The 19,943-nt window shown below is 54.9% G+C and carries 33 protein-coding genes; all 33 read right to left on the reverse strand.

The annotated features are described in order from the left end of the window. Positions 1-6: 6 nt before the first annotated feature. Positions 7-1,461 (reverse strand): catalase, encoded by a 1,455-nt coding sequence (locus ACYZUM_RS23215; RefSeq protein WP_108183963.1) that lies wholly within the window; start codon positions 1,459-1,461, stop codon positions 7-9. A gap of 240 nt (positions 1,462-1,701) precedes the next feature. Further along, positions 1,702-2,088 (reverse strand): 50S ribosomal protein L17, encoded by a 387-nt coding sequence (gene rplQ, locus ACYZUM_RS23220; RefSeq protein ID WP_003176402.1) that lies wholly within the window; start codon positions 2,086-2,088, stop codon positions 1,702-1,704. A gap of 42 nt (positions 2,089-2,130) precedes the next feature. Then, positions 2,131-3,132, reverse strand: a complete 1,002-nt coding sequence (locus ACYZUM_RS23225) for a DNA-directed RNA polymerase subunit alpha (protein WP_003186012.1) — start codon at positions 3,130-3,132, stop codon at positions 2,131-2,133. Positions 3,133-3,154: 22 nt separating this feature from the next. Then, the gene (gene rpsD / locus ACYZUM_RS23230; protein ID WP_003176404.1) at positions 3,155-3,775 is read right to left on the reverse strand and encodes a 30S ribosomal protein S4; all 621 of its coding nucleotides are present in this window, start codon (positions 3,773-3,775) and stop codon (positions 3,155-3,157) included. Positions 3,776-3,793: 18 nt separating this feature from the next. Further along, positions 3,794-4,183, reverse strand: a complete 390-nt coding sequence (gene rpsK, locus ACYZUM_RS23235) for a 30S ribosomal protein S11 (RefSeq protein ID WP_002555466.1) — start codon at positions 4,181-4,183, stop codon at positions 3,794-3,796. 30 nt (positions 4,184-4,213) lie between these two features. Further along, positions 4,214-4,570, reverse strand: a complete 357-nt coding sequence (gene rpsM / locus ACYZUM_RS23240; RefSeq protein WP_008374135.1) for a 30S ribosomal protein S13 — start codon at positions 4,568-4,570, stop codon at positions 4,214-4,216. A gap of 130 nt (positions 4,571-4,700) precedes the next feature. Continuing rightward, positions 4,701-4,817 carry a 50S ribosomal protein L36 gene (rpmJ, locus tag ACYZUM_RS23245; protein ID WP_002555468.1) on the reverse strand — a complete coding sequence of 39 codons (117 nt, stop codon included), beginning with the start codon at positions 4,815-4,817 and terminating at the stop codon, positions 4,701-4,703. A 27-nt stretch (positions 4,818-4,844) separates the two neighbouring features. Next, positions 4,845-6,173 carry a preprotein translocase subunit SecY gene (secY, locus tag ACYZUM_RS23250; RefSeq protein ID WP_142580037.1) on the reverse strand — a complete coding sequence of 443 codons (1,329 nt, stop codon included), beginning with the start codon at positions 6,171-6,173 and terminating at the stop codon, positions 4,845-4,847. Next, on the reverse strand, positions 6,174-6,611 hold the full coding sequence (gene rplO, locus ACYZUM_RS23255; protein ID WP_003228720.1) for a 50S ribosomal protein L15: 438 nt from the start codon (positions 6,609-6,611) through the stop codon (positions 6,174-6,176). Between the two features lie 3 nt (positions 6,612-6,614). Next, positions 6,615-6,791, reverse strand: a complete 177-nt coding sequence (gene rpmD, locus ACYZUM_RS23260; protein WP_003176408.1) for a 50S ribosomal protein L30 — start codon at positions 6,789-6,791, stop codon at positions 6,615-6,617. Positions 6,792-6,793: 2 nt separating this feature from the next. Beyond that, positions 6,794-7,294, reverse strand: a complete 501-nt coding sequence (gene rpsE, locus ACYZUM_RS23265) for a 30S ribosomal protein S5 (RefSeq protein ID WP_003176409.1) — start codon at positions 7,292-7,294, stop codon at positions 6,794-6,796. Positions 7,295-7,297: 3 nt separating this feature from the next. Next, positions 7,298-7,648 (reverse strand): 50S ribosomal protein L18, encoded by a 351-nt coding sequence (gene rplR / locus ACYZUM_RS23270; RefSeq protein WP_003186037.1) that lies wholly within the window; start codon positions 7,646-7,648, stop codon positions 7,298-7,300. A gap of 10 nt (positions 7,649-7,658) precedes the next feature. Beyond that, positions 7,659-8,192, reverse strand: a complete 534-nt coding sequence (gene rplF / locus ACYZUM_RS23275; RefSeq protein WP_007966176.1) for a 50S ribosomal protein L6 — start codon at positions 8,190-8,192, stop codon at positions 7,659-7,661. Between the two features lie 12 nt (positions 8,193-8,204). Further along, a complete protein-coding gene (gene rpsH / locus ACYZUM_RS23280; protein ID WP_007966178.1) occupies positions 8,205-8,597 on the reverse strand; it encodes a 30S ribosomal protein S8 in 393 nt (130 codons plus the stop codon). Positions 8,598-8,806: 209 nt separating this feature from the next. Next, on the reverse strand, positions 8,807-9,112 hold the full coding sequence (gene rpsN, locus ACYZUM_RS23285; RefSeq protein WP_007955639.1) for a 30S ribosomal protein S14: 306 nt from the start codon (positions 9,110-9,112) through the stop codon (positions 8,807-8,809). A 13-nt stretch (positions 9,113-9,125) separates the two neighbouring features. Further along, entirely contained in the window at positions 9,126-9,665 is a 540-nt protein-coding gene (gene rplE, locus ACYZUM_RS23290; protein WP_003210069.1) for a 50S ribosomal protein L5, read from the reverse strand. Positions 9,666-9,685: 20 nt separating this feature from the next. Further along, positions 9,686-10,000, reverse strand: coding sequence for a 50S ribosomal protein L24 (gene rplX / locus ACYZUM_RS23295; protein ID WP_003186046.1), 315 nt, complete (start codon positions 9,998-10,000; stop codon positions 9,686-9,688). A gap of 11 nt (positions 10,001-10,011) precedes the next feature. Further along, entirely contained in the window at positions 10,012-10,380 is a 369-nt protein-coding gene (gene rplN, locus ACYZUM_RS23300) for a 50S ribosomal protein L14 (RefSeq protein WP_002555479.1), read from the reverse strand. Between the two features lie 23 nt (positions 10,381-10,403). Continuing rightward, the gene (rpsQ, locus tag ACYZUM_RS23305) at positions 10,404-10,670 is read right to left on the reverse strand and encodes a 30S ribosomal protein S17 (protein ID WP_003194644.1); all 267 of its coding nucleotides are present in this window, start codon (positions 10,668-10,670) and stop codon (positions 10,404-10,406) included. Between the two features lie 2 nt (positions 10,671-10,672). Further along, positions 10,673-10,864 carry a 50S ribosomal protein L29 gene (gene rpmC / locus ACYZUM_RS23310; protein WP_002555481.1) on the reverse strand — a complete coding sequence of 64 codons (192 nt, stop codon included), beginning with the start codon at positions 10,862-10,864 and terminating at the stop codon, positions 10,673-10,675. Then, on the reverse strand, positions 10,864-11,277 hold the full coding sequence (gene rplP / locus ACYZUM_RS23315) for a 50S ribosomal protein L16 (protein WP_003228729.1): 414 nt from the start codon (positions 11,275-11,277) through the stop codon (positions 10,864-10,866). Before rplP ends, rpmC begins: the two co-directional genes overlap by 1 nt. A 12-nt stretch (positions 11,278-11,289) precedes the next feature. Then, a complete protein-coding gene (rpsC, locus tag ACYZUM_RS23320) occupies positions 11,290-11,976 on the reverse strand; it encodes a 30S ribosomal protein S3 (protein WP_003176422.1) in 687 nt (228 codons plus the stop codon). 13 nt (positions 11,977-11,989) lie between these two features. Further along, positions 11,990-12,322, reverse strand: coding sequence for a 50S ribosomal protein L22 (gene rplV / locus ACYZUM_RS23325; protein ID WP_003103908.1), 333 nt, complete (start codon positions 12,320-12,322; stop codon positions 11,990-11,992). A gap of 11 nt (positions 12,323-12,333) precedes the next feature. Further along, positions 12,334-12,609, reverse strand: a complete 276-nt coding sequence (gene rpsS / locus ACYZUM_RS23330) for a 30S ribosomal protein S19 (protein WP_003228731.1) — start codon at positions 12,607-12,609, stop codon at positions 12,334-12,336. A 16-nt stretch (positions 12,610-12,625) separates the two neighbouring features. Then, positions 12,626-13,450, reverse strand: a complete 825-nt coding sequence (gene rplB, locus ACYZUM_RS23335) for a 50S ribosomal protein L2 (protein ID WP_003228734.1) — start codon at positions 13,448-13,450, stop codon at positions 12,626-12,628. Positions 13,451-13,464: 14 nt separating this feature from the next. Next, positions 13,465-13,764, reverse strand: coding sequence for a 50S ribosomal protein L23 (rplW, locus tag ACYZUM_RS23340; RefSeq protein ID WP_002555488.1), 300 nt, complete (start codon positions 13,762-13,764; stop codon positions 13,465-13,467). Then, entirely contained in the window at positions 13,761-14,363 is a 603-nt protein-coding gene (gene rplD / locus ACYZUM_RS23345; RefSeq protein ID WP_003228735.1) for a 50S ribosomal protein L4, read from the reverse strand. The genes rplW and rplD overlap by 4 nt, the downstream gene beginning before the upstream one ends. Positions 14,364-14,375: 12 nt before the next feature. After that, positions 14,376-15,011: a 50S ribosomal protein L3 gene (gene rplC, locus ACYZUM_RS23350; protein WP_003228738.1), complete on the reverse strand. Its 636-nt coding sequence runs from the start codon at positions 15,009-15,011 to the stop codon at positions 14,376-14,378. A gap of 80 nt (positions 15,012-15,091) precedes the next feature. Next, positions 15,092-15,403 (reverse strand): 30S ribosomal protein S10, encoded by a 312-nt coding sequence (gene rpsJ, locus ACYZUM_RS23355; RefSeq protein WP_003186070.1) that lies wholly within the window; start codon positions 15,401-15,403, stop codon positions 15,092-15,094. A 158-nt stretch (positions 15,404-15,561) separates the two neighbouring features. Continuing rightward, positions 15,562-16,755, reverse strand: a complete 1,194-nt coding sequence (tuf, locus tag ACYZUM_RS23360; protein WP_095668187.1) for an elongation factor Tu — start codon at positions 16,753-16,755, stop codon at positions 15,562-15,564. Positions 16,756-16,786: 31 nt separating this feature from the next. Further along, positions 16,787-18,892 (reverse strand): elongation factor G, encoded by a 2,106-nt coding sequence (gene fusA, locus ACYZUM_RS23365; protein ID WP_047296931.1) that lies wholly within the window; start codon positions 18,890-18,892, stop codon positions 16,787-16,789. 30 nt (positions 18,893-18,922) lie between these two features. Further along, a complete protein-coding gene (gene rpsG, locus ACYZUM_RS23370; RefSeq protein WP_003228745.1) occupies positions 18,923-19,396 on the reverse strand; it encodes a 30S ribosomal protein S7 in 474 nt (157 codons plus the stop codon). A 107-nt stretch (positions 19,397-19,503) separates the two neighbouring features. Then, a complete protein-coding gene (gene rpsL / locus ACYZUM_RS23375; RefSeq protein ID WP_003186084.1) occupies positions 19,504-19,875 on the reverse strand; it encodes a 30S ribosomal protein S12 in 372 nt (123 codons plus the stop codon). Between the last annotated feature and the right edge of the window lie 68 nt (positions 19,876-19,943).

Genomic DNA, 19,943 nt, shown 5'->3' on the forward strand with positions numbered 1-19,943 from the left:
TCTCGTTTAGACTTCGTTAAGCTGTACGTCCAGCAGCTTTGCGATTGCTTCTCCATACGCCGGATCGGCTTTGAAGAAATGCTGCAACTGACGGTCAACCACGTCGGGTGAAACACCGCTCATGGCGCCGGCGATATTGCTGACCAGAAGCGCTTTCTGTTCGTCATTCATCAATCGGAACAACGCACCGGCGTGGCTGTAGTAATCGCTGTCCTCGCGATGATCGTAACGATCTGCCGGACCGCTCAAGGCCAACGAAGGCTCAGCATAACGCGGCGCCTGCTTCGGTGATTCCACGTAGCTGTTGGGCTCATAGTTAGGCGCTGCACCACCGTTGCTGCCGAACGCCATCGAGCCGTCGCGCTGGTACGTATTGACCGGGCTGCGCGGCGCATTGACCGGCAATTGCTGGTGGTTGGTGCCGACGCGGTAGCGGTGTGCATCGGCGTAAGCGAATACGCGACCTTGCAGCATGCGATCCGGCGACAGACCAACACCTGGCACCATATTGCTTGGACCGAATGCGGCTTGCTCGACTTCGGCGAAATAGTTGAGCGGGTTGCGGTTCAGCTCCAGTTCGCCGACTTCGATCAGCGGGAACTCCTTCTGCGACCAGGTCTTGGTCACGTCGAACGGGTTCTCATAGTGCGCTGCAGCCTGAGCCTCAGTCATGATCTGAATGCACACGCGCCATTTCGGGAAGTCACCACGCTCGATGGCCTCGAACAGGTCACGCTGAGCGTAATCCGGATCGGTACCCGCGAGACGCGCAGCCTCGGCCGGCGCGAGGTTCTTGATCCCTTGCTGGGTCTTGTAGTGCCATTTCACCCAGTGACGCTCGCCTCGAGCGTTGATCAGGCTGTAGGTGTGGCTGCCAAAGCCATGCATATGACGATAGCCGTCGGGAATCCCACGATCCGAAAACAGAATGGTCACCTGATGCAGCGCTTCAGGCGAATGCGACCAGAAGTCCCACATCATTTGCGCGCTTTTCAGGTTGCTCTGCGGCAGACGCTTCTGGGTGTGGATAAAGTCAGGAAACTTCAACGGATCACGGATGAAGAACACCGGAGTGTTGTTGCCAACGATGTCCCAGTTGCCTTCCTCGGTGTAGAACTTCAGGGCGAAACCACGTGGATCACGCTCGGTGTCGGCCGAGCCGCGCTCACCGCCTACAGTGGAGAAGCGCAGGAACGTCGGGGTTTGCTTGCCCACGGACTCAAACAGTCTGGCGCTGGTGTACTCAGTGATATCGCAGGTCACGGTGAATGTACCGTAAGCACCTGAACCCTTGGCGTGCACACGACGCTCAGGAATGTTTTCACGGTTGAAATGGGCAAGCTTCTCGATCAGGTGAAAATCGTCGAGCAGCAGCGGGCCACGAGGGCCGGCGGAGCGAGAATTCTGGTTATCAGCAACAGGTGCGCCACTGGCGGTCGTAAGCGTTTTGATCTGGCTCATACGGTCTTCTTCCTCTGTCAGTCTTGAAACTGCCGGCTAATCGGCTTGCTGGGAAGTATTGATCATCGGTGTAACACCTACAAATTCATTAACTTGTAGTCATCGATAGATAATTACTAATTATGTTTCCCAACACATAGTGACAACAGAACAATGTCAGAAGCTTGTACGAACAGCGCATTTTCTTGCGGGCACAAAAAACCGGGCACTAGGCCCGGTTTTTCGTTTCAGACTGACGTCTTACTCGGCGGATACAGCTTCGCCAGCAGTAGCACGATCAACCAACTCGACGTACGCCATAGGCGCGTTGTCGCCAGCGCGGAAACCGCACTTGAGGATGCGCAGGTAGCCACCCTCACGGGTAGCGTAACGCTTGCCCAGGTCGTTGAAGAGCTTACCAACGATAGCTTTCGAACGAGTACGGTCGAAAGCCAGACGGCGGTTAGCCAGGCTGTCTGTCTTGGCCAGAGTGATCAGCGGCTCGGCAACGCGGCGCAGTTCTTTGGCTTTTGGCAGAGTAGTCTTGATCAGCTCGTGCTCGAACAACGACACCGCCATGTTCTGGAACATGGCCTTGCGGTGCGAGCTGGTGCGGCTCAGGTGACGCCCACTTTTACGATGACGCATGGTTCATTCCTTACCAAACACTACGTTCGGTGATTACGACGATCAGGCAGTCGCCTTGTCGTCCTTCTTAAGACTTGCAGGCGGCCAGTTGTCGAGGCGCATGCCGAGGGACAGACCGCGGGAGGCCAGAACGTCCTTGATTTCAGTCAAGGATTTCTTACCCAGGTTCGGAGTCTTCAACAGCTCTACTTCGGTACGCTGAATCAGGTCGCCGATGTAGTAGATGTTTTCCGCCTTAAGGCAGTTAGCCGAACGTACAGTCAGTTCCAGATCGTCAACCGGGCGAAGCAGGATCGGATCGATCTCGTCTTCCTGCTCGACAACCACTGGCTCACTGTCACCTTTGAGGTCGACGAACGCAGCCAACTGCTGTTGCAGGATGGTTGCAGCGCGGCGGATAGCCTCTTCAGGATCCAGAGTACCGTTGGTTTCCAGATCAATAACCAGCTTGTCCAGGTTGGTACGCTGCTCGACACGGGCGTTTTCCACCACGTATGCGATACGGCGAACCGGGCTGAACGAAGAGTCGAGCTGCAAGCGACCAATGCTGCGGCTTTCGTCTTCATCGCTCTGACGCGAGTCGGCTGGTTCATAACCACGACCACGAGCTACGGTGAGCTTCATGTTCAGGGCGCCGTTAGACGCCAGGTTAGCGATTACGTGATCGGGGTTAACGATCTCGACATCATGATCCAGCTGAATATCGGCAGCGGTAACCACCCCCGAACCCTTCTTCGACAAGGTCAGCGTAACTTCGTCACGACCGTGCAGCTTGATGGCCAGACCTTTAAGGTTCAACAGGATTTCAATTACGTCTTCCTGTACACCTTCGATGGCGCTGTACTCGTGGAGCACACCGTCAATCTCGGCCTCGACTACTGCGCAGCCGGGCATTGAGGACAACAGGATGCGGCGCAGCGCGTTGCCCAGGGTGTGGCCAAAACCACGCTCGAGAGGCTCGAGAGTGATCTTGGCGCGGGTTGGACTGACAACCTGCACATCAATGTGGCGGGGTGTCAGGAACTCATTTACCGAAATCTGCATGGATGCACCTATTTTCTAGCCCTTACTTGGAGTAGAGCTCGACAATCAGGCTTTCGTTGATGTCGGCGGACAGATCACTGCGAGCAGGAACGTTCTTGAAAACGCCCGACTTCTTCTCAGTGTCTACTTCTACCCATTCTACGCGGCCACGTTGGGCACACAGATCGAGAGCTTGGACAATGCGAAGTTGGTTTTTTGCTTTCTCGCGAACTGCGACCACGTCACCAGCACGAACCTGATACGACGGAACGTTTACGGTCTGACCGTTAACGCTGATCGACTTGTGCGATACCAGCTGACGGGATTCGGCACGAGTCGAACCAAAGCCCATACGGTATACAACGTTGTCCAGACGGCATTCGAGCAGTTGCAGCAGGTTTTCACCGGTTGCACCTTTCTTGCCAGCAGCTTCTTTGTAGTAGCCGCTGAACTGACGCTCGAGAACGCCGTAGATACGACGGACCTTCTGCTTTTCACGCAGTTGGGTGCCGTAGTCGGACTGGCGACCGCGGCGTTGGCCGTGGATACCAGGTGCTGCTTCAATGTTGCACTTCGATTCGATCGCGCGCACGCCGCTCTTCAGGAAGAGATCGGTGCCTTCGCGACGAGCGAGTTTGCATTTTGGACCAATGTAACGAGCCATTCTTTACAATCTCCTGGATTACACGCGGCGCTTCTTCGGCGGACGGCACCCGTTGTGCGGGATTGGCGTCACGTCGGTGATGCTGGCGATCTTGTAGCCACAGCCGTTCAAAGCGCGGACTGCGGATTCACGACCTGGACCTGGACCCTTGACGTTAACGTCGAGGTTTTTCAGGCCGTATTCCAGCGCAGCTTGACCAGCACGCTCAGCGGCTACTTGAGCAGCGAACGGGGTGGACTTGCGGGAACCGCGGAAACCCGAACCACCGGAGGTAGCCCAGGAAAGAGCGTTACCTTGACGGTCGGTAATGGTCACGATGGTGTTGTTAAAAGAAGCATGGATGTGGGCGATGCCATCAACCACTGTCTTTTTAACTTTTTTACGAGGACGAGCAGCAGGTTTTGCCATGATTAAATTCCTGTCGATTCGCTGGGGCGATTACTTGCGGATCGGCTTACGCGGACCTTTACGGGTACGCGCGTTGGTCTTGGTACGCTGACCGCGTACTGGAAGACCGCGACGATGACGCAGACCGCGATAGCAACCGAGGTCCATCAAGCGCTTGATTTTCATGTTGATTTCGCGACGCAGGTCACCTTCAGTGGTGAACTTCGCCACTTCGCCACGCAGCTGTTCAATTTGCTCGTCGCTCAGATCTTTGATCTTTGCTGCTGGGTTTACCCCAGTGTCTGCACAGATTTTCTGCGCAGTAGTGCGACCGACACCATAGATGTAGGTCAGCGAGATAACAGTATGCTTGTTATCTGGAATGTTAACGCCTGCAATACGGGCCATTCAGTGGGACTCCAATTGACAGCTACCTACGCCCCGGAAGCCAAGAAATAGGGCGCGAGATAATATCGCTGTAATAACAAATAATCAACCCGGCAGCGCACTAGCTGCCGGGCTTGAAGCACAATCACACTCAGCCTTGGCGCTGTTTGTGACGCGGTTCCGCGCTGCAAATTACTCGAACAACACCTTCGCGGCGAATAATCTTGCAGTTACGGCACAGCTTTTTCACCGATGCACGAACTTTCATCACCAACTCCTCGAACCTTATGGGTACTCAGCGCAACATGCCGCTGCCGTAACCCTTCAGGTTGGCTTTCTTCATCAGGGATTCGTACTGGTGCGAAACGAGGTGCGATTGTACTTGGGACATGAAGTCCATCACAACCACGACCACGATCAGCAACGAGGTCCCGCCAAGGTAGAACGGAACGTTTGCTGCAACCACCAGGAACTGGGGCAACAGGCACACGGCCGTCATGTAAAGAGCACCGAACATGGTCAAGCGAGTCAGAACGCCATCAATATAGCGTGCAGACTGCTCACCTGGACGGATGCCCGGAATAAAGGCACCGGACTTCTTCAGGTTTTCCGCTACGTCTTTCGGATTGAACATCAACGCCGTATAGAAGAAGCAGAAGAAAATAATCCCTGCACTAAACAGCAGAATATTCAACGGCTGACCAGGAGCGATCGACTGCGAGATGTCCTGCAACCAGCCCATACCTTCAGACTGGCCAAACCAGGCACCCAACGAAGCCGGGAACAGCAGAATGCTGCTCGCGAAAATAGCCGGAATAACACCGGCCATGTTCACCTTCAGCGGCAAGTGGCTTGTCTGCGCAGCAAAAACCTTGCGGCCCTGCTGACGCTTGGCGTAGTGAACAGCGATACGACGCTGACCACGCTCAATGAACACCACGAAACCGATAATCGCTACTGCCAGCAAACCGATGGCAACCAGGGCGAAGATATTGATATCACCCTGACGCGCAGACTCGAAAGACTGCCCGATTGCTCTCGGAAGACCGGCGACGATACCCGAAAAAATCAACATCGAGATACCGTTGCCTACACCACGCTCAGTAATCTGCTCACCCAGCCACATCATGAACATCGCACCAGCCACAAAAGTGGATACCGCGACGAAATGGAAGCCAAAGTCACCAATGAACGCAACGCCCTGCCCCGCCAAGCCAATGGACATGCCAATAGCCTGAACGAGAGCGAGAACGACGGTGCCGTAGCGGGTGTACTGGCTGATCTTGCGACGGCCAGCTTCACCTTCCTTCTTCAACTGCTCCAGCTGCGGGCTGACGGCGGTCATCAGTTGCATGATGATCGATGCCGAAATGTACGGCATGATCCCCAGTGCAAAGATGCTCATCCGTTCCAGCGCGCCGCCGGAGAACATGTTGAACAAGCTAAGAATGGTCCCCTCATTCTGTCGAAACAGGTCTGCGAGTCGGTCCGGGTTGATACCTGGAACCGGGATGTGTGCGCCTATTCGGTAGACGATAATCGCCAGGAACAGAAAACGCAGACGAGCCCAGAGTTCAGACATACCGCCTTTGCCGAGCGCAGAGAGAGCACCTTGCTTAGCCATTTATTCCTCGAACTTGCCGCCAGCTGCTTCGATAGCCGCACGCGCACCTTTGGTGGCGCCGATTCCCTTGCCGATAGTGACAGCGCGAGTCACTTCACCGGACAGCATGATTTTCACACGCTGTACGTTGACGTTGATCACGTTGGCATCTTTCAGGGACTGCACGGTGACGATGTCGCCTTCCACTTTGGCCAGCTCGGACAGACGCACTTCTGCGCGGTCCATGGCTTTCAGGGAAACGAAACCGAACTTCGGCAGGCGACGATGCAGCGGCTGTTGACCGCCTTCAAAGCCTGGAGCAATAGTGCCACCGGAGCGGGAGGTTTGACCTTTGTGGCCACGGCCACCAGTCTTACCCAAACCGCTACCGATACCACGGCCCGGACGATGCTTTTCGCGACGGGAACCCGGCGCTGGACTCAGATCATTGAGTTTCATCGATTAACCCTCGACACGCAGCATGTAGTAAGCCTTGTTGATCATCCCGCGATTCTCGGGAGTATCCTGGACTTCTACAGTGTGACCGATGCGACGCAGACCCAGACCCTTAACGCACAGTTTGTGGTTAGGGATGCGGCCGGTCATGCTTTTGATCAGCGTAACTTTAACGGTAGCCATGATCAGAAGATCTCCTTGACAGTCAGGCCACGCTTGGCAGCAATGGACTCAGGAGATTGCATAGCCTTCAGACCCTTGAAAGTGGCGTGAACCACGTTTACCGGGTTAGTCGAGCCGTAGCACTTGGCCAGAACGTTCTGAACGCCAGCAACTTCGAGGACAGCACGCATAGCGCCGCCAGCGATGATACCGGTACCTTCAGAAGCAGGCTGCATGTACACCTTCGAAGCGCCGTGAGCGGACTTCATTGCGTACTGCAGGGTGGTGCCGTTCAGGTCAACTTGAATCATGTTGCGGCGAGCAGCTTCCATTGCCTTCTGGATCGCAGCAGGCACTTCACGCGACTTGCCACGGCCGAAGCCAACACGCCCTTTACCATCACCAACCACGGTCAACGCGGTGAAAGTGAAGATACGGCCGCCTTTAACGGTTTTGGCTACGCGGTTAACTTGAACCAGCTTCTCGATGTAGCCTTCGTCGCGCTTTTGGTCGTTATTTGACATAACTTAGAACTCCAGCCCAGCTTCACGAGCAGCATCAGCCAGCGCTTTAACGCGGCCATGGTACTTGAAGCCAGAGCGGTCGAAAGCCACTTGCGAGACGCCAGCGGCCTTAGCACGCGTAGCGACCAGCTGGCCAACCTTTGTGGCCGCGTCGATGTTGCCAGTGGCGCCATCACGCAGTTCTTTATCCAAAGTCGAGGCACTTGCCAGGACTTTGTTGCCGTCGGCCGAGATGACCTGGGCGTAGATGTGCTGCGACGAGCGGAACACGCAGAGACGCACGACTTCGAGTTCGTGCATTTTCAGGCGTGCTTTGCGAGCGCGACGCAGTCGAGTAACTTTTTTGTCGGTCATTTGCTATGCCCTACTTCTTCTTGGCTTCTTTACGACGGACGACTTCGTCCGCGTAGCGCACACCTTTGCCTTTGTACGGCTCTGGTGGACGGAAGTCGCGGATCTCAGCGGCCACTTGACCTACCAGCTGCTTGTCGATGCCCTTGATCAGGATATCGGTCTGGCTAGGAGTCTCAGCGGTGATGCCTTGCGGCAGTTCGTAATCCACTGGGTGCGAGAAGCCAAGAGCCAGGTTCAGCACCTGACCTTTTGCTTGCGCCTTGTAACCAACACCGACCAGCTGGAGCTTGCGCTCGAAGCCTTGGCTTACGCCTTGGACCATGTTGTTTACCAACGCACGCGTGGTACCGGCCATTGCGCGAGTCTGTTGATCGCCATTGCGAGCAGCGAAACGCAGCTCACCAGCTTCTTCAACGATCTCAACGGACGAATGGATGTTCAGTTCAAGAGTACCCTTGGCACCCTTCACCGAAAGCTGTTGGCCTGCGAATTTGACTTCGACACCGGCTGGCAGCTTAACGGGGTTCTTAGCGACGCGAGACATGCTTATCCCCCCTTAGAACACAGTGCAAAGAACTTCGCCGCCGACACCGGCAGCGCGCGCAGCACGATCCGTCATCACACCTTTGTTGGTGGAGACGATAGACACGCCAAGACCGCCACGAACTTTCGGCAGATCTTCAACGGACTTGTACTGACGCAGGCCTGGACGACTAACGCGCTTGACTTCCTCGATGACCGGACGGCCTTCGAAGTATTTCAGCGAGATGGACAACGACGGCTTAGCGTCGGTGGTGATCTGAAAATCCGCGATGTAACCTTCGTCCTTCAGGACTTTTGCTACAGCCACCTTCAACGTGGAAGACGGCATGCTTACGACAGACTTTTCAGCCATCTGGGCATTACGGATTCGAGTTAGCATGTCCGCTAACGGGTCCTGCATACTCATGGGCTAGACGCTCCTAATACAGAAAAATTAGCCTTGCGGCTACTACTTGTCGCCGAGAAATTCCGGGCACGAAAAACACGGGCTCAGGCGAGCCGGTCATTCTAGACACACCCCAGAAATGAATCAAGCCCCAAAAGGGGCTTGATTCAAATTCAAGGCCACCGATGGTCAGGTTCTTGCGACCCCGACCATCAAGGCTTTGACAGCGATTACCAGCTGGCTTTAACCAGACCTGGAACGTCACCGCGCATTGCCGCTTCACGCAGTTTGTTACGGCCCAGGCCGAACTTGCGGTAAACGCCGTGCGGACGACCAGTCAGGCGGCAACGGTTACGCATGCGCGAAGCGCTTGCGTCACGTGGTTGCTTCTGCAGAGCTACGGTCGCTTCCCAACGCGCTTCTGGACTTGCGTTCAGATCAACGATGATAGCTTTCAGCGCTGCACGCTTGACGGCGTACTTGGCAACAGTGAGCTGACGCTTCAGCTCACGGTTTTTCATGCTCTTCTTGGCCATTTTCCTACTCCAATCAGTTGCGGAACGGGAATTTGAAAGCACGCAGCAAAGCGCGGCCTTCATCATCGTTCTTGGCAGTGGTGGTCAGGGTAATGTCCAGACCGCGGAGAGCATCGATCTTGTCGTAGTCGATTTCCGGGAAAATGATCTGCTCTTTCACGCCCATGCTGTAGTTGCCACGACCATCGAAGGACTTGGCATTCAGGCCGCGGAAGTCGCGAACCCGAGGCAGGGAGATCGACAGCAGACGATCCAGGAACTCGTACATACGCTCACGGCGCAGAGTCACTTTGACGCCGATCGGCCATCCTTCACGGACTTTAAAGCCAGCGATGGATTTACGAGCGTAGGTCACAACGACTTTTTGGCCGGTGATCTTTTCCAGGTCAGCAACAGCGTGCTCGATGACTTTTTTGTCGCCGATCGCTTCGCCCAGACCCATGTTCAGGGTGATTTTGGTAACGCGCGGAACTTCCATCACGTTCGAAAGCTTAAGTTCTTCCTTAAGTTTCGGAGCGATTTCCTTCCGGTAAATCTCTTTTAGTCGTGCCATGGTCTTCTACCTAGCAGTGTTCAAGCATCAACCGCTTTTTGGGTCGACTTGAAGACACGAATTTTCTTACCGTCTTCTACTTTGAAACCAACGCGGTCAGCCTTGTTGGTTTCGCCGTTGAAGATGGCGACGTTGGAAGCGTGCAGTGGCGCTTCTTTCTCGACGATACCGCCCTGTACGCCCGACATCGGGTTAGGCTTGGTATGACGCTTGACCAGGTTCAGACCACCAACAACCAGACGGTTGTCAGCAAGAACCTTCAGCACCTTACCGCGCTTACCTTTGTCTTTGCCGGCGATCACGATGATCTCGTCGTCACGACGAATCTTTTGCATGTCGGATCTCCTTACAGCACTTCTGGGGCGAGCGAGACGATCTTCATGAACTTCTCAGTACGAAGTTCACGGGTCACTGGCCCAAAGATACGGGTGCCGATCGGCTCTTGCTTGTTGTTCAGAAGAACAGCAGCGTTGCCATCAAAGCGGATAATGGAGCCATCAGCACGACGTACGCCGTGACGAGTGCGGACTACAACAGCAGTCATCACTTGGCCTTTTTTCACTTTACCGCGAGGAATTGCTTCCTTCACGGTAACTTTGATGATGTCACCGATACCAGCGTAACGACGATGGGAGCCACCCAGCACCTTGATGCACATAACACGGCGAGCGCCGCTGTTATCGGCCACATCGAGCATGGATTGAGTCTGAATCATATAATTTCTCCGACCCCTAGCCCTTAGACTTCCACAGCGCGTTCGAGAACATCAACCAGCGCCCAAGACTTGGTCTTGGCCATCGGACGAGTTTCACGAATAGTGACTTTGTCGCCGATGTGGCACTGATTGGTTTCGTCGTGCGCGTGCAGCTTAGTCGAACGCTTAACGTATTTACCGTAGATCGGGTGCTTAACGCGACGCTCGATCAGAACGGTGATGGTTTTGTCCATCTTGTCGCTGACAACACGGCCAGTCAGCGTACGGACAGTTTTTTCGGCTTCAGCCATGATCACTTACCTGCCTGCTGGTTGAGCACAGTCTTCACGCGAGCGATGTCACGCTTAACTTGCGAGAGCAGATGAGACTGCCCCAACTGGCCAGTTGCTTTCTGCATGCGCAGATTGAACTGGTCGCGCAGCAAGCCGAGCAGTTGCTCGTTCAGCTGCTGTGCGGATTTTTCACGAAGTTCATTCGCTTTCATCACATCACCGTCCGTTTAACAAAGGAGGTGGCGAGCGGCAGCTTTGCAGCAGCCAGGGCGAAAGCCTCACGCGCCAGCTCTTCAGAAACACCCTCGATTTCATACAGGACTTTGCCTGGCTGAATCTGGGCAACCCAGTATTCCACGTTACCCTTACCTTTACCCATACGAACCTCGAGAGGCTTTTTGGAGATCGGCTTGTCCGGGAATACACGGATCCAGATCTTGCCGCCACGTTTTACGTGACGGGTCAGAGCACGACGCGCTGACTCGATCTGACGAGCGGTGAGACGACCACGAGCAACAGACTTCAGCGCGAACTCGCCGAAGCTGACTTTGCTACCGCGCAGTGCCAGACCACGGTTGTGGCCGGTCATCTGCTTGCGGAACTTCGTACGCTTAGGTTGCAACATTTGGCGTACCCCTTACTTAGCAGCTTTTTTACGAGGCGCTGGTGCTTGTGGCTTCAGCTCTTCTTGGCGACCACCAATTACTTCGCCTTTGAAGATCCAAACCTTTACACCGATCACACCGTAAGTGGTGTGAGCTTCGTAGTTGGCATAGTCGATGTCGGCACGCAGGGTGTGCAGTGGCACACGACCTTCGCGATACCATTCAGTACGTGCGATTTCAGCACCGCCGAGACGACCGCTCACTTGGATTTTGATGCCTTTGGCACCAATGCGCATGGCGTTCTGTACTGCGCGCTTCATAGCACGACGGAACATTACACGACGCTCCAGCTGCTGAGCTACGCTCTGCGCAACCAGCATACCGTCGAGCTCCGGCTTGCGGATCTCTTCGATATTGATGTGCACAGGCACACCCATTTGCTTGGTCAGGTCCTGACGCAGTTTCTCAACATCTTCACCCTTCTTCCCGATAACGATACCTGGACGAGCGGTGTGGATGGTGATGCGTGCAGTTTGAGCCGGACGATGGATATCGATACGGCTTACGGACGCGCTTTTTAGTTTGTCTTGGAGATACTCACGCACCTTCAGATCTGCGAACAAGTAGTCCGCATAAGTCCGACCGTCTGCGTACCAGACGGAGGTGTGCTCCTTGACGATTCCCAGGCGAATGCCAATGGGATGTACTTTCTGACCCATCTCTTCGACTCCGTTACTTGTCAGCAACCTTGACAGTGATATGGCAAGACCGCTTGACGATGCGATCAGCACGGCCTTTGGCACGTGGCATGATGCGCTTCAGCGAACGCCCTTCGTTGACGAAAACGGTGCTGACCTTCAGGTCATCAACGTCTGCGCCTTCGTTATGCTCGGCGTTGGCTACGGCCGACTCCAGCACTTTTTTCATGATCTCGGCGGCTTTCTTACTGCTGAAAGCCAACAGGTTGAGCGCTTCGCCCACCTTCTTCCCGCGGATCTGGTCGGCGACCAAGCGGGCTTTCTGGGCGGAGATTCGAGCGCCCGACAACTTAGCGGCTACTTCCATTTCCTTACCCCTTAACGCTTGGCTTTCTTGTCAGCCACGTGCCCACGATAAGTGCGGGTACCGGCGAACTCGCCCAGTTTATGGCCAACCATGTCTTCGTTCACGAGAACTGGGACGTGCTGACGGCCGTTGTGTACAGCAATGGTCAGACCGACCATTTGTGGCAGGATCATCGAACGACGCGACCAAGTCTTAATTGGTTTGCGATCGTTCTTTTCCGCCGCCACTTCGATCTTCTTCAGTAGGTGAAGATCAATAAAAGGACCTTTTTTCAGAGAACGTGGCACTGTCGTATCCCTCTATTTACTTGCGACGACGGACGATCATTTTGTCGGTACGCTTATTACCACGAGTCTTCGCGCCCTTAGTCGGGAAGCCCCATGGCGATACCGGATGACGACCACCAGAGGTACGACCTTCACCACCACCATGTGGGTGGTCAACCGGGTTCATGGCAACACCACGAACGGTTGGGCGAACGCCACGCCAGCGCTTGGCACCAGCTTTACCCAGCGAACGCAGGCTGTGCTCGGAGTTCGAGACTTCGCCCAGGGTCGCACGGCATTCAGCCAGGACTTTACGCATTTCACCGGAACGCAGACGCAGGGTAACGTACACGCCTTCACGAGCGATCAGCTGAGCCGAAGCACCAGCGGAACGAGCGATCTGTGCGCCTTTACCTGGCTTCAGTTCGATGCCGTGTACGGTAGAACCGACTGGAATGTTGCGCAGTTGCAGAGCATTGCCTGGCTTGATTGGAGCCAGAGCGCCTGCGATCAGCTGGTCGCCAGCACTCACGCCTTTAGGGGCGATAATGTAGCGACGCTCGCCGTCTGCGTAGCAGAGCAGTGCGATGTGAGCGGTACGGTTTGGATCGTATTCGATACGCTCGACAGTGGCGACGATGCCATCTTTGTCGTTGCGACGGAAATCGACCATACGGTAATGCTGCTTATGACCACCACCGATGTGACGAGTGGTAATACGGCCATTGTTGTTACGACCACCAGTCTTCGATTTTTTCTCGAGCAGCGGTGCGTGAGGAGCGCCTTTATGCAGCTCCTGGTTGACCACCTTGACCACAAAACGGCGGCCAGGGGAAGTCGGTTTGCATTTAACGATTGCCATGATGCACCCCTTCCTTACTCAGCACTGCTGCTGAAATCGAGATCTTGGCCTGGCTGAAGGGAGATAACTGCCTTCTTCCAGTCATTACGCTTGCCCAGACCGCGAGCAGTGCGCTTGCTCTTACCCAGAACGTTCAGGGTAGTGACGCGCTCTACTTTCACGCTGAACAGGCTTTCGACGGCCTTCTTGATTTCCAGCTTGGTTGCATCAGTAGCAACCTTGAAAACGAACTGGCCTTTCTTGTCTGCCAGAACCGTAGCCTTCTCGGAAACGTGCGGGCCAAGCAGAACTTTAAATACGCGTTCCTGGTTCATCCCAGCAGCTCCTCGAATTTCTTCACGGCCGACACGGTGATCAACACCTTGTCGTATGCGATCAGACTAACTGGATCGGAACCTTGCACGTCACGTACATCTACGTGTGGCAGGTTACGAGCAGCCAGGTACAGGTTCTGATCAACAGCGTCCGACACGATCAGAACGTCGGTCAGGCTCATGTTGTTCAGTTTGCCCAGCAGATCTTTGGTTTTCGGAGTTTCAACAGCGAAATCCTGAACCACGACCAGACGATCAGTACGCACCAGCTCAGCAAGGATGGAACGCATTGCTGCGCGATACATCTTCTTGTTCAGCTTCTGGGAGTGATCTTGTGGACGAGCTGCGAAAGTGGTACCGCCGCCACGCCAGATTGGGCTACGGATAGTACCGGCACGAGCACGGCCAGTACCTTTCTGACGCCATGGGCGCTTGCCGCCACCACGAACGTCGGAACGGGTCTTCTGCTGCTTGCTACCTTGACGGCCGCCGGCCATGTAGGCCACGACTGCTTGGTGAACCAGCGTCTCGTTGAATTCGCCGCCAAATGTCAGTTCGGAAACTTCGATCGCTTGAGCGTCATTTACATTTAATTGCATGTCAGCTTCCCCTTAACCGCGAGCCTTGGCTGCTGGACGTACAACCAGGTTGCCGCCAGTAGCGCCAGGAACAGCGCCCTTGACCAACAACAGATTGCGTTCAGCGTCCACGCGCACTACTTCCAGGGACTGCACGGTCACGCGCTCAGCGCCCATATGACCGGACATTTTTTTGCCCTTGAATACACGACCAGGAGTCTGGCACTGGCCGATAGAGCCTGGGACGCGGTGGGATACGGAGTTACCGTGGGTGTTATCTTGCCCGCGGAAATTCCAACGCTTGATCGTACCCTGGAAGCCTTTACCCTTGGACTGACCGGTTACATCAACCAGTTGACCAGCGGCGAAGATTTCAGCGTTGATCAGATCGCCAGCCTGGTACTCGCCTTCTTCAAGGCGGAATTCCATGGTGGTGCGACCAGCGGCAACGTTCGCTTTAGCGAAGTGGCCAGCCTGAGCTGCTGTTACACGCGAAGCGCGACGCTCGCCGACAGTGACTTGCACTGCACGATAGCCATCGGTCTCTTCAGTTTTGAACTGGGTGACGCGATTCGGCTCGATCTCAATGACCGTGACCGGAATGGAGACACCTTCTTCGGTGAAAATACGGGTCATACCGCATTTACGACCGACTACACCAATAGTCATGTTGTAAACCTCATGAGTGTACGGGGCTTTCACCCGCTATGGCCGCCCATTTCAGAGCGTTACACGACCAAGACCGAGTCTTAGCCGAGGCTGATCTGCACTTCCACACCGGCCGCAAGATCAAGCTTCATAAGTGCATCAACGGTTTTATCCGTTGGCTGGACGATGTCCAGAACGCGCTTATGAGTGCGGATTTCGTACTGGTCACGCGCGTCTTTGTTGACGTGCGGGGAAACCAGAACGGTGAACCGCTCCTTACGGGTAGGCAGTGGAATTGGACCACGCACTTGAGCACCAGTACGTTTCGCGGTTTCCACGATTTCCTGGGTTGATTGGTCGATCAGGCGATGGTCGAAAGCCTTCAACCTGATACGGATTTGCTGATTTTGCATTGGATTTCAGACTCCGGCTGCTATTCCCACCGGGCGCAATACGCCCGTCAAAAGGAGGCGCAATTCTATAGACGCCCCAGATAGGTGTCAACCCAATAAAAAAGCCCCCGCTGAGCGGGGGCTTTTTCAATTCATCAAGCAGACTCTATAAAAGAGAATTACTCGATGATTTTAGCTACGACGCCAGCGCCGACGGTACGACCGCCTTCACGGATAGCGAAACGCAGACCGTCTTCCATCGCGATGGTTTTGATCAGGGTAACAGTCATCTGAATGTTGTCACCTGGCATTACCATTTCAACGCCTTCTGGCAGCTCGCAGTTACCAGTCACGTCAGTAGTACGGAAGTAGAACTGTGGACGGTAGCCTTTGAAGAACGGAGTGTGACGACCGCCTTCTTCCTTGCTCAGAACGTAAACTTCTGCAGTGAACTTGGTGTGCGGCTTAACCGAACCTGGCTTGACCAGAACCTGACCACGCTCAACGTCGTCACGCTTGGTACCACGCAGCAGAACGCCGCAGTTCTCACCAGCACGACCTTCGTCGAGCAGCTTGCGGAACATCTCAACACCGGTGCAGGTGGTGGTGGTGGTGTCACGCAGACCAACGATTTCCAGTGCATCTTGAACGCGAACGATACCGCGCTCGATACGACCAGTCACAACAGTACCGCGACCCGAGATCGAGAACACGTCTTCGATTGGCATCAGGAATGGCTTGTCGATCATACGAACTGGCTCTGGGATGTAGCTGTCCAGAGTTTCAACCAGCTTCTTGACGGCAGTGGTGCCCATCTCGTTGTCGTCTTTGCCTTCCAGCGCCATACGAGCCGAACCGATGATGATTGGAGTGTCATCGCCCGGGAAGTCGTAGGTGGACAGCAGGTCGCGAACTTCCATCTCAACCAGTTCCAGCAGCTCAGCGTCGTCTACCAGGTCAGCCTTGTTCAGGAAAACCACGATGTACGGAACGCCTACCTGACGGGACAGCAGGATGTGCTCACGGGTTTGTGGCATCGGACCATCAGCGGCCGAGCAAACCAGGATAGCGCCGTCCATTTGAGCAGCACCGGTGATCATGTTCTTCACATAGTCAGCGTGACCTGGGCAGTCAACGTGAGCGTAGTGACGAATGTTCGAGTTGTACTCAACGTGCGCGGTGTTGATGGTGATACCGCGAGCTTTTTCTTCTGGAGCGCTGTCGATCTTGTCGAATTCAACTACGGCCGAACCGAAAACTTCGGAGCAGACGCGAGTCAGAGCAGCGGTCAGAGTGGTTTTACCGTGGTCAACGTGACCAATGGTGCCAACGTTGACGTGCGGTAGGGAACGATCAAATTTTTCTTTAGCCACGACAATTAACTCCTAGCCTAAAGGGGCTGAATCAGCCTTGTTTTTTGGTTACGGATTCGACGATGTGCGACGGAGCCGTATCGTATTTTTTGAATTCCATAGAGTAGCTTGCGCGACCCTGGGACATGGAACGAACGTCGGTCGCATAACCGAACATCTCACCCAGTGGAACCTCGGCACGGATAACCTTGCCGGACACTGTGTCTTCCATACCCTGGATCATGCCGCGACGACGGTTAAGGTCGCCCATCACATCACCCATATAGTCTTCAGGCGTAACAACCTCTACCGCCATGATCGGCTCGAGCAACTCACCACCACCCTTCTGGGCCAGTTGCTTGGTCGCCATGGAAGCAGCCACTTTAAACGCCATCTCGTTGGAGTCGACGTCGTGGTAAGAACCATCGAACACGGTAGCCTTCAGGCCGATAAGCGGATAGCCGGCAACAACGCCGTTCTTCATCTGCTCTTCGATACCCTTCTGGATAGCCGGGATGTATTCCTTAGGAACCACACCACCTACTACTTCGTTCAGGAATTGCAGACCTTCCTGACCTTCGTCAGCAGGAGCAAAACGGATCCAGCAGTGACCGAACTGGCCGCGACCGCCGGACTGGCGAACGAACTTGCCTTCGATTTCGCAGTTCTTCGTGATGCGCTCACGGTACGAAACTTGAGGCTTGCCGATGTTGGCTTCGACGTTGAACTCACGGCGCATCCGGTCAACCAAGATGTCCAGGTGCAACTCGCCCATGCCGGAGATGATCGTCTGACCAGTCTCTTCATCAGTCTTAACGCGGAAAGACGGGTCTTCCTGAGCCAGTTTGCCCAGTGCGATACCCATTTTTTCCTGGTCATCCTTGGTCTTAGGCTCTACGGCAACCGAAATAACCGGCTCCGGGAAGTCCATACGAACCAGGATGATTGGCTTGTCAGCGTTGCAGAGGGTTTCACCAGTGGTGACGTCCTTCATGCCGATCAGGGCCGCGATGTCTCCAGCGCGCACCTCCTTGATCTCTTCACGGGCGTTTGCGTGCATTTGCACCATACGACCCACGCGCTCTTTCTTGCCTTTAACCGAGTTGATCACGCCGTCGCCGGAGTTCAACACGCCCGAGTAAACACGGACGAAGGTCAAGGTACCCACGAATGGGTCAGTAGCGATTTTGAACGCCAGTGCCGCGAACGGCTCGTCGTCACTTGCGTGACGCTCCATTTCCTCTTCCTCGTTATCAGGGTTGGAACCCTTGATCGCAGGAATGTCGGTTGGAGCAGGCAGGAAGTCGATAACGGCGTCGAGAACCAGGGGAACGCCCTTGTTCTTGAACGAAGAACCGCACACAGCCAGAACGATTTCGCCAGCGATAGTGCGCTGACGCAGAGCAGCCTTGATCTCTTCGATCGACAGCTCTTCGCCTTCCAGGTACTTGTTCATCAGCTCTTCACTGGCTTCGGCCGCAGCCTCAACCATGTTGCTGCGCCACTCAGTAGCCAGCTCGAGCATGTCCGCAGGGATTTCCTTGCGAACAGGAACCATACCCTTGTCAGAGTCGTTCCAGTAAACAGCCTGCATGTTGATCAGGTCGATCTGGCCCTGGAAGTTGTCTTCCGAACCGATAGCCAGCTGAATCGGCACTGGAGTGTGACCCAGACGCTGTTTGATCTGACCGATCACGCGCAGGAAGTTGGCACCAGCACGGTCCATCTTGTTTACGTAAACAAGACGTGGAACACCGTATTTGTTGGCTTGACGCCATACGGTTTCCGACTGAGGCTCAACACCCGAAGTACCGCAGAATACAACGACAGCGCCGTCGAGTACGCGCAGGGAACGTTCAACTTCAATGGTGAAGTCTACGTGGCCCGGGGTATCGATGACGTTGAAGCGGTGTTCGTGAGGATACTGCTTCTCGGAACCTTTCCAGAAGGCGGTGATGGCAGCAGAAGTAATGGTAATACCACGCTCCTGCTCCTGCACCATCCAGTCTGTGGTCGCGGCGCCGTCATGCACCTCGCCCATTTTGTGACTTTTGCCAGTGTAAAAAAGGACGCGCTCGGTGGTGGTGGTTTTACCAGCATCCACGTGAGCGACGATACCGATGTTACGGTAGCGACTAATCGGAGTAGTACGAGCCATAAAGCCCTCGCAAAATTAGTGAAGCTAAAATTAGAAGCGGTAGTGCGAGAAAGCTTTGTTGGCTTCGGCCATACGGTGCACGTCTTCACGCTTCTTAACAGCAGCACCTTTACCTTCAGCAGCATCCAGCAGTTCGCCAGCCAAGCGCAGAGCCATAGACTTCTCGCCACGCTTACGGGCGAAGTCTACCAACCAGCGCATTGCCAGAGCGTTACGGCGGGAAGGACGAACCTCGACCGGAACCTGGTAAGTAGCACCACCAACGCGGCGCGACTTCACTTCGACCAGCGGAGCGATGGCGTCGAGTGCTTTTTCGAAGAGTTCCAGGGGATCGGTGCCGGCCTTACGAGCCTTCACGGTTTCCAGGGCACCATAAACGATACGCTCGGCAACGGCTTTCTTGCCGCTTTCCATAACGTGGTTCATGAATTTAGCGAGGATCTGGCTTCCGTATTTCGGATCGTCCAGAATCTCACGCTTTGCTGCTACGCGACGTCTTGGCATGATAAGCCCTCAAGCGGTCTTCAGGTTAGTTCGGGACAGATCCAGTGGATGCAAGCCCGACCTTACTCTTATCGACTCAATAAAATGAAAATCTGCAAAACGGCCGATTACTTCGGACGCTTGGTACCGTACTTCGAACGACCCTGGTTACGGCCTTTAACGCCGGAAGTATCCAAGGAGCCGCGAACGGTGTGGTAACGAACACCTGGCAAGTCTTTTACACGACCGCCGCGGATCAGTACCACGCTGTGCTCTTGCAGGTTGTGGCCTTCACCACCGATGTACGAGGAAACCTCGAAACCGTTGGTCAGACGCACACGGCATACTTTACGCAGTGCCGAGTTAGGTTTTTTCGGCGTAGTGGTGTACACACGGGTGCACACGCCACGACGTTGCGGGCAGTTCTGCAGCGCAGGTACGTCGGATTTCTCGACGATACGCTTACGCGGCTGACGTACCAGCTGGTTGATAGTTGCCATCTACTAGCTCCACTGTTGTCTTGCGACGCTATTGTCTTGCAAGAAAAGCAAAATGACAGGAACGGATT

It is taken from the genome of Pseudomonas sp. m6p (genome assembly GCF_055760375.1).

Bases quoted from the DNA above. Each gene is read 5' to 3' on its own strand.
- ACYZUM_RS23215 (WP_108183963.1), bottom strand. From the start codon at position 1,461: ATGAGCCAGATCAAAACGCTTACGACCGCCAGTGGCGCACCTGTTGCT.
- rplQ (WP_003176402.1), bottom strand. From the start codon at position 2,088: ATGCGTCATCGTAAAAGTGGGCGTCACCTGAGCCGCACCAGCTCGCAC.
- ACYZUM_RS23225 (WP_003186012.1), bottom strand. From the start codon at position 3,132: ATGCAGATTTCGGTAAATGAGTTCCTGACACCCCGCCACATTGATGTG.
- rpsD (WP_003176404.1), bottom strand. From the start codon at position 3,775: ATGGCTCGTTACATTGGTCCAAAATGCAAACTCGCTCGTCGCGAAGGC.
- rpsK (WP_002555466.1), bottom strand. From the start codon at position 4,183: ATGGCAAAACCTGCTGCTCGTCCTCGTAAAAAAGTTAAAAAGACAGTG.
- rpsM (WP_008374135.1), bottom strand. From the start codon at position 4,570: ATGGCCCGTATTGCAGGCGTTAACATTCCAGATAACAAGCATACTGTT.
- rpmJ (WP_002555468.1), bottom strand. From the start codon at position 4,817: ATGAAAGTTCGTGCATCGGTGAAAAAGCTGTGCCGTAACTGCAAGATT.
- secY (WP_142580037.1), bottom strand. From the start codon at position 6,173: ATGGCTAAGCAAGGTGCTCTCTCTGCGCTCGGCAAAGGCGGTATGTCT.
- rplO (WP_003228720.1), bottom strand. From the start codon at position 6,611: ATGAAACTCAATGATCTGAGTCCAGCGCCGGGTTCCCGTCGCGAAAAG.
- rpmD (WP_003176408.1), bottom strand. From the start codon at position 6,791: ATGGCTACCGTTAAAGTTACGCTGATCAAAAGCATGACCGGCCGCATC.
- rpsE (WP_003176409.1), bottom strand. From the start codon at position 7,294: ATGTCAAATAACGACCAAAAGCGCGACGAAGGCTACATCGAGAAGCTG.
- rplR (WP_003186037.1), bottom strand. From the start codon at position 7,648: ATGACCGACAAAAAAGTTACTCGACTGCGTCGCGCTCGCAAAGCACGC.
- rplF (WP_007966176.1), bottom strand. From the start codon at position 8,192: ATGTCTCGCGTCGCTAAGAACCCCGTTAAGCTGCCAGCCGGTGTCGAA.
- rpsH (WP_007966178.1), bottom strand. From the start codon at position 8,597: ATGAGTATGCAGGACCCGTTAGCGGACATGCTAACTCGAATCCGTAAT.
- rpsN (WP_007955639.1), bottom strand. From the start codon at position 9,112: ATGGCCAAGAAGAGCATGAAAAACCGTGAGCTGAAGCGTCAGCTCACT.
- rplE (WP_003210069.1), bottom strand. From the start codon at position 9,665: ATGGCACGACTAAAAGAGATTTACCGGAAGGAAATCGCTCCGAAACTT.
- rplX (WP_003186046.1), bottom strand. From the start codon at position 10,000: ATGCAAAAGATTCGTCGTGACGACGAGATCATCGTGATCGCCGGCAAA.
- rplN (WP_002555479.1), bottom strand. From the start codon at position 10,380: ATGATTCAGACTCAATCCATGCTCGATGTGGCCGATAACAGCGGCGCT.
- rpsQ (WP_003194644.1), bottom strand. From the start codon at position 10,670: ATGGCTGAAGCCGAAAAAACTGTCCGTACGCTGACTGGCCGTGTTGTC.
- rpmC (WP_002555481.1), bottom strand. From the start codon at position 10,864: ATGAAAGCGAATGAACTTCGTGAAAAATCCGCACAGCAGCTGAACGAG.
- rplP (WP_003228729.1), bottom strand. From the start codon at position 11,277: ATGTTGCAACCTAAGCGTACGAAGTTCCGCAAGCAGATGACCGGCCAC.
- rpsC (WP_003176422.1), bottom strand. From the start codon at position 11,976: ATGGGTCAGAAAGTACATCCCATTGGCATTCGCCTGGGAATCGTCAAG.
- rplV (WP_003103908.1), bottom strand. From the start codon at position 12,322: ATGGAAGTAGCCGCTAAGTTGTCGGGCGCTCGAATCTCCGCCCAGAAA.
- rplB (WP_003228734.1), bottom strand. From the start codon at position 13,450: ATGGCAATCGTTAAATGCAAACCGACTTCCCCTGGCCGCCGTTTTGTG.
- rplW (WP_002555488.1), bottom strand. From the start codon at position 13,764: ATGAACCAGGAACGCGTATTTAAAGTTCTGCTTGGCCCGCACGTTTCC.
- rplD (WP_003228735.1), bottom strand. From the start codon at position 14,363: ATGCAATTAAATGTAAATGACGCTCAAGCGATCGAAGTTTCCGAACTG.
- rplC (WP_003228738.1), bottom strand. From the start codon at position 15,011: ATGACTATTGGTGTAGTCGGTCGTAAATGCGGTATGACCCGTATTTTC.
- rpsJ (WP_003186070.1), bottom strand. From the start codon at position 15,403: ATGCAAAATCAGCAAATCCGTATCAGGTTGAAGGCTTTCGACCATCGC.
- fusA (WP_047296931.1), bottom strand. From the start codon at position 18,892: ATGGCTCGTACTACTCCGATTAGTCGCTACCGTAACATCGGTATCGTC.
- rpsG (WP_003228745.1), bottom strand. From the start codon at position 19,396: ATGCCAAGACGTCGCGTAGCAGCAAAGCGTGAGATTCTGGACGATCCG.
- rpsL (WP_003186084.1), bottom strand. From the start codon at position 19,875: ATGGCAACTATCAACCAGCTGGTACGTCAGCCGCGTAAGCGTATCGTC.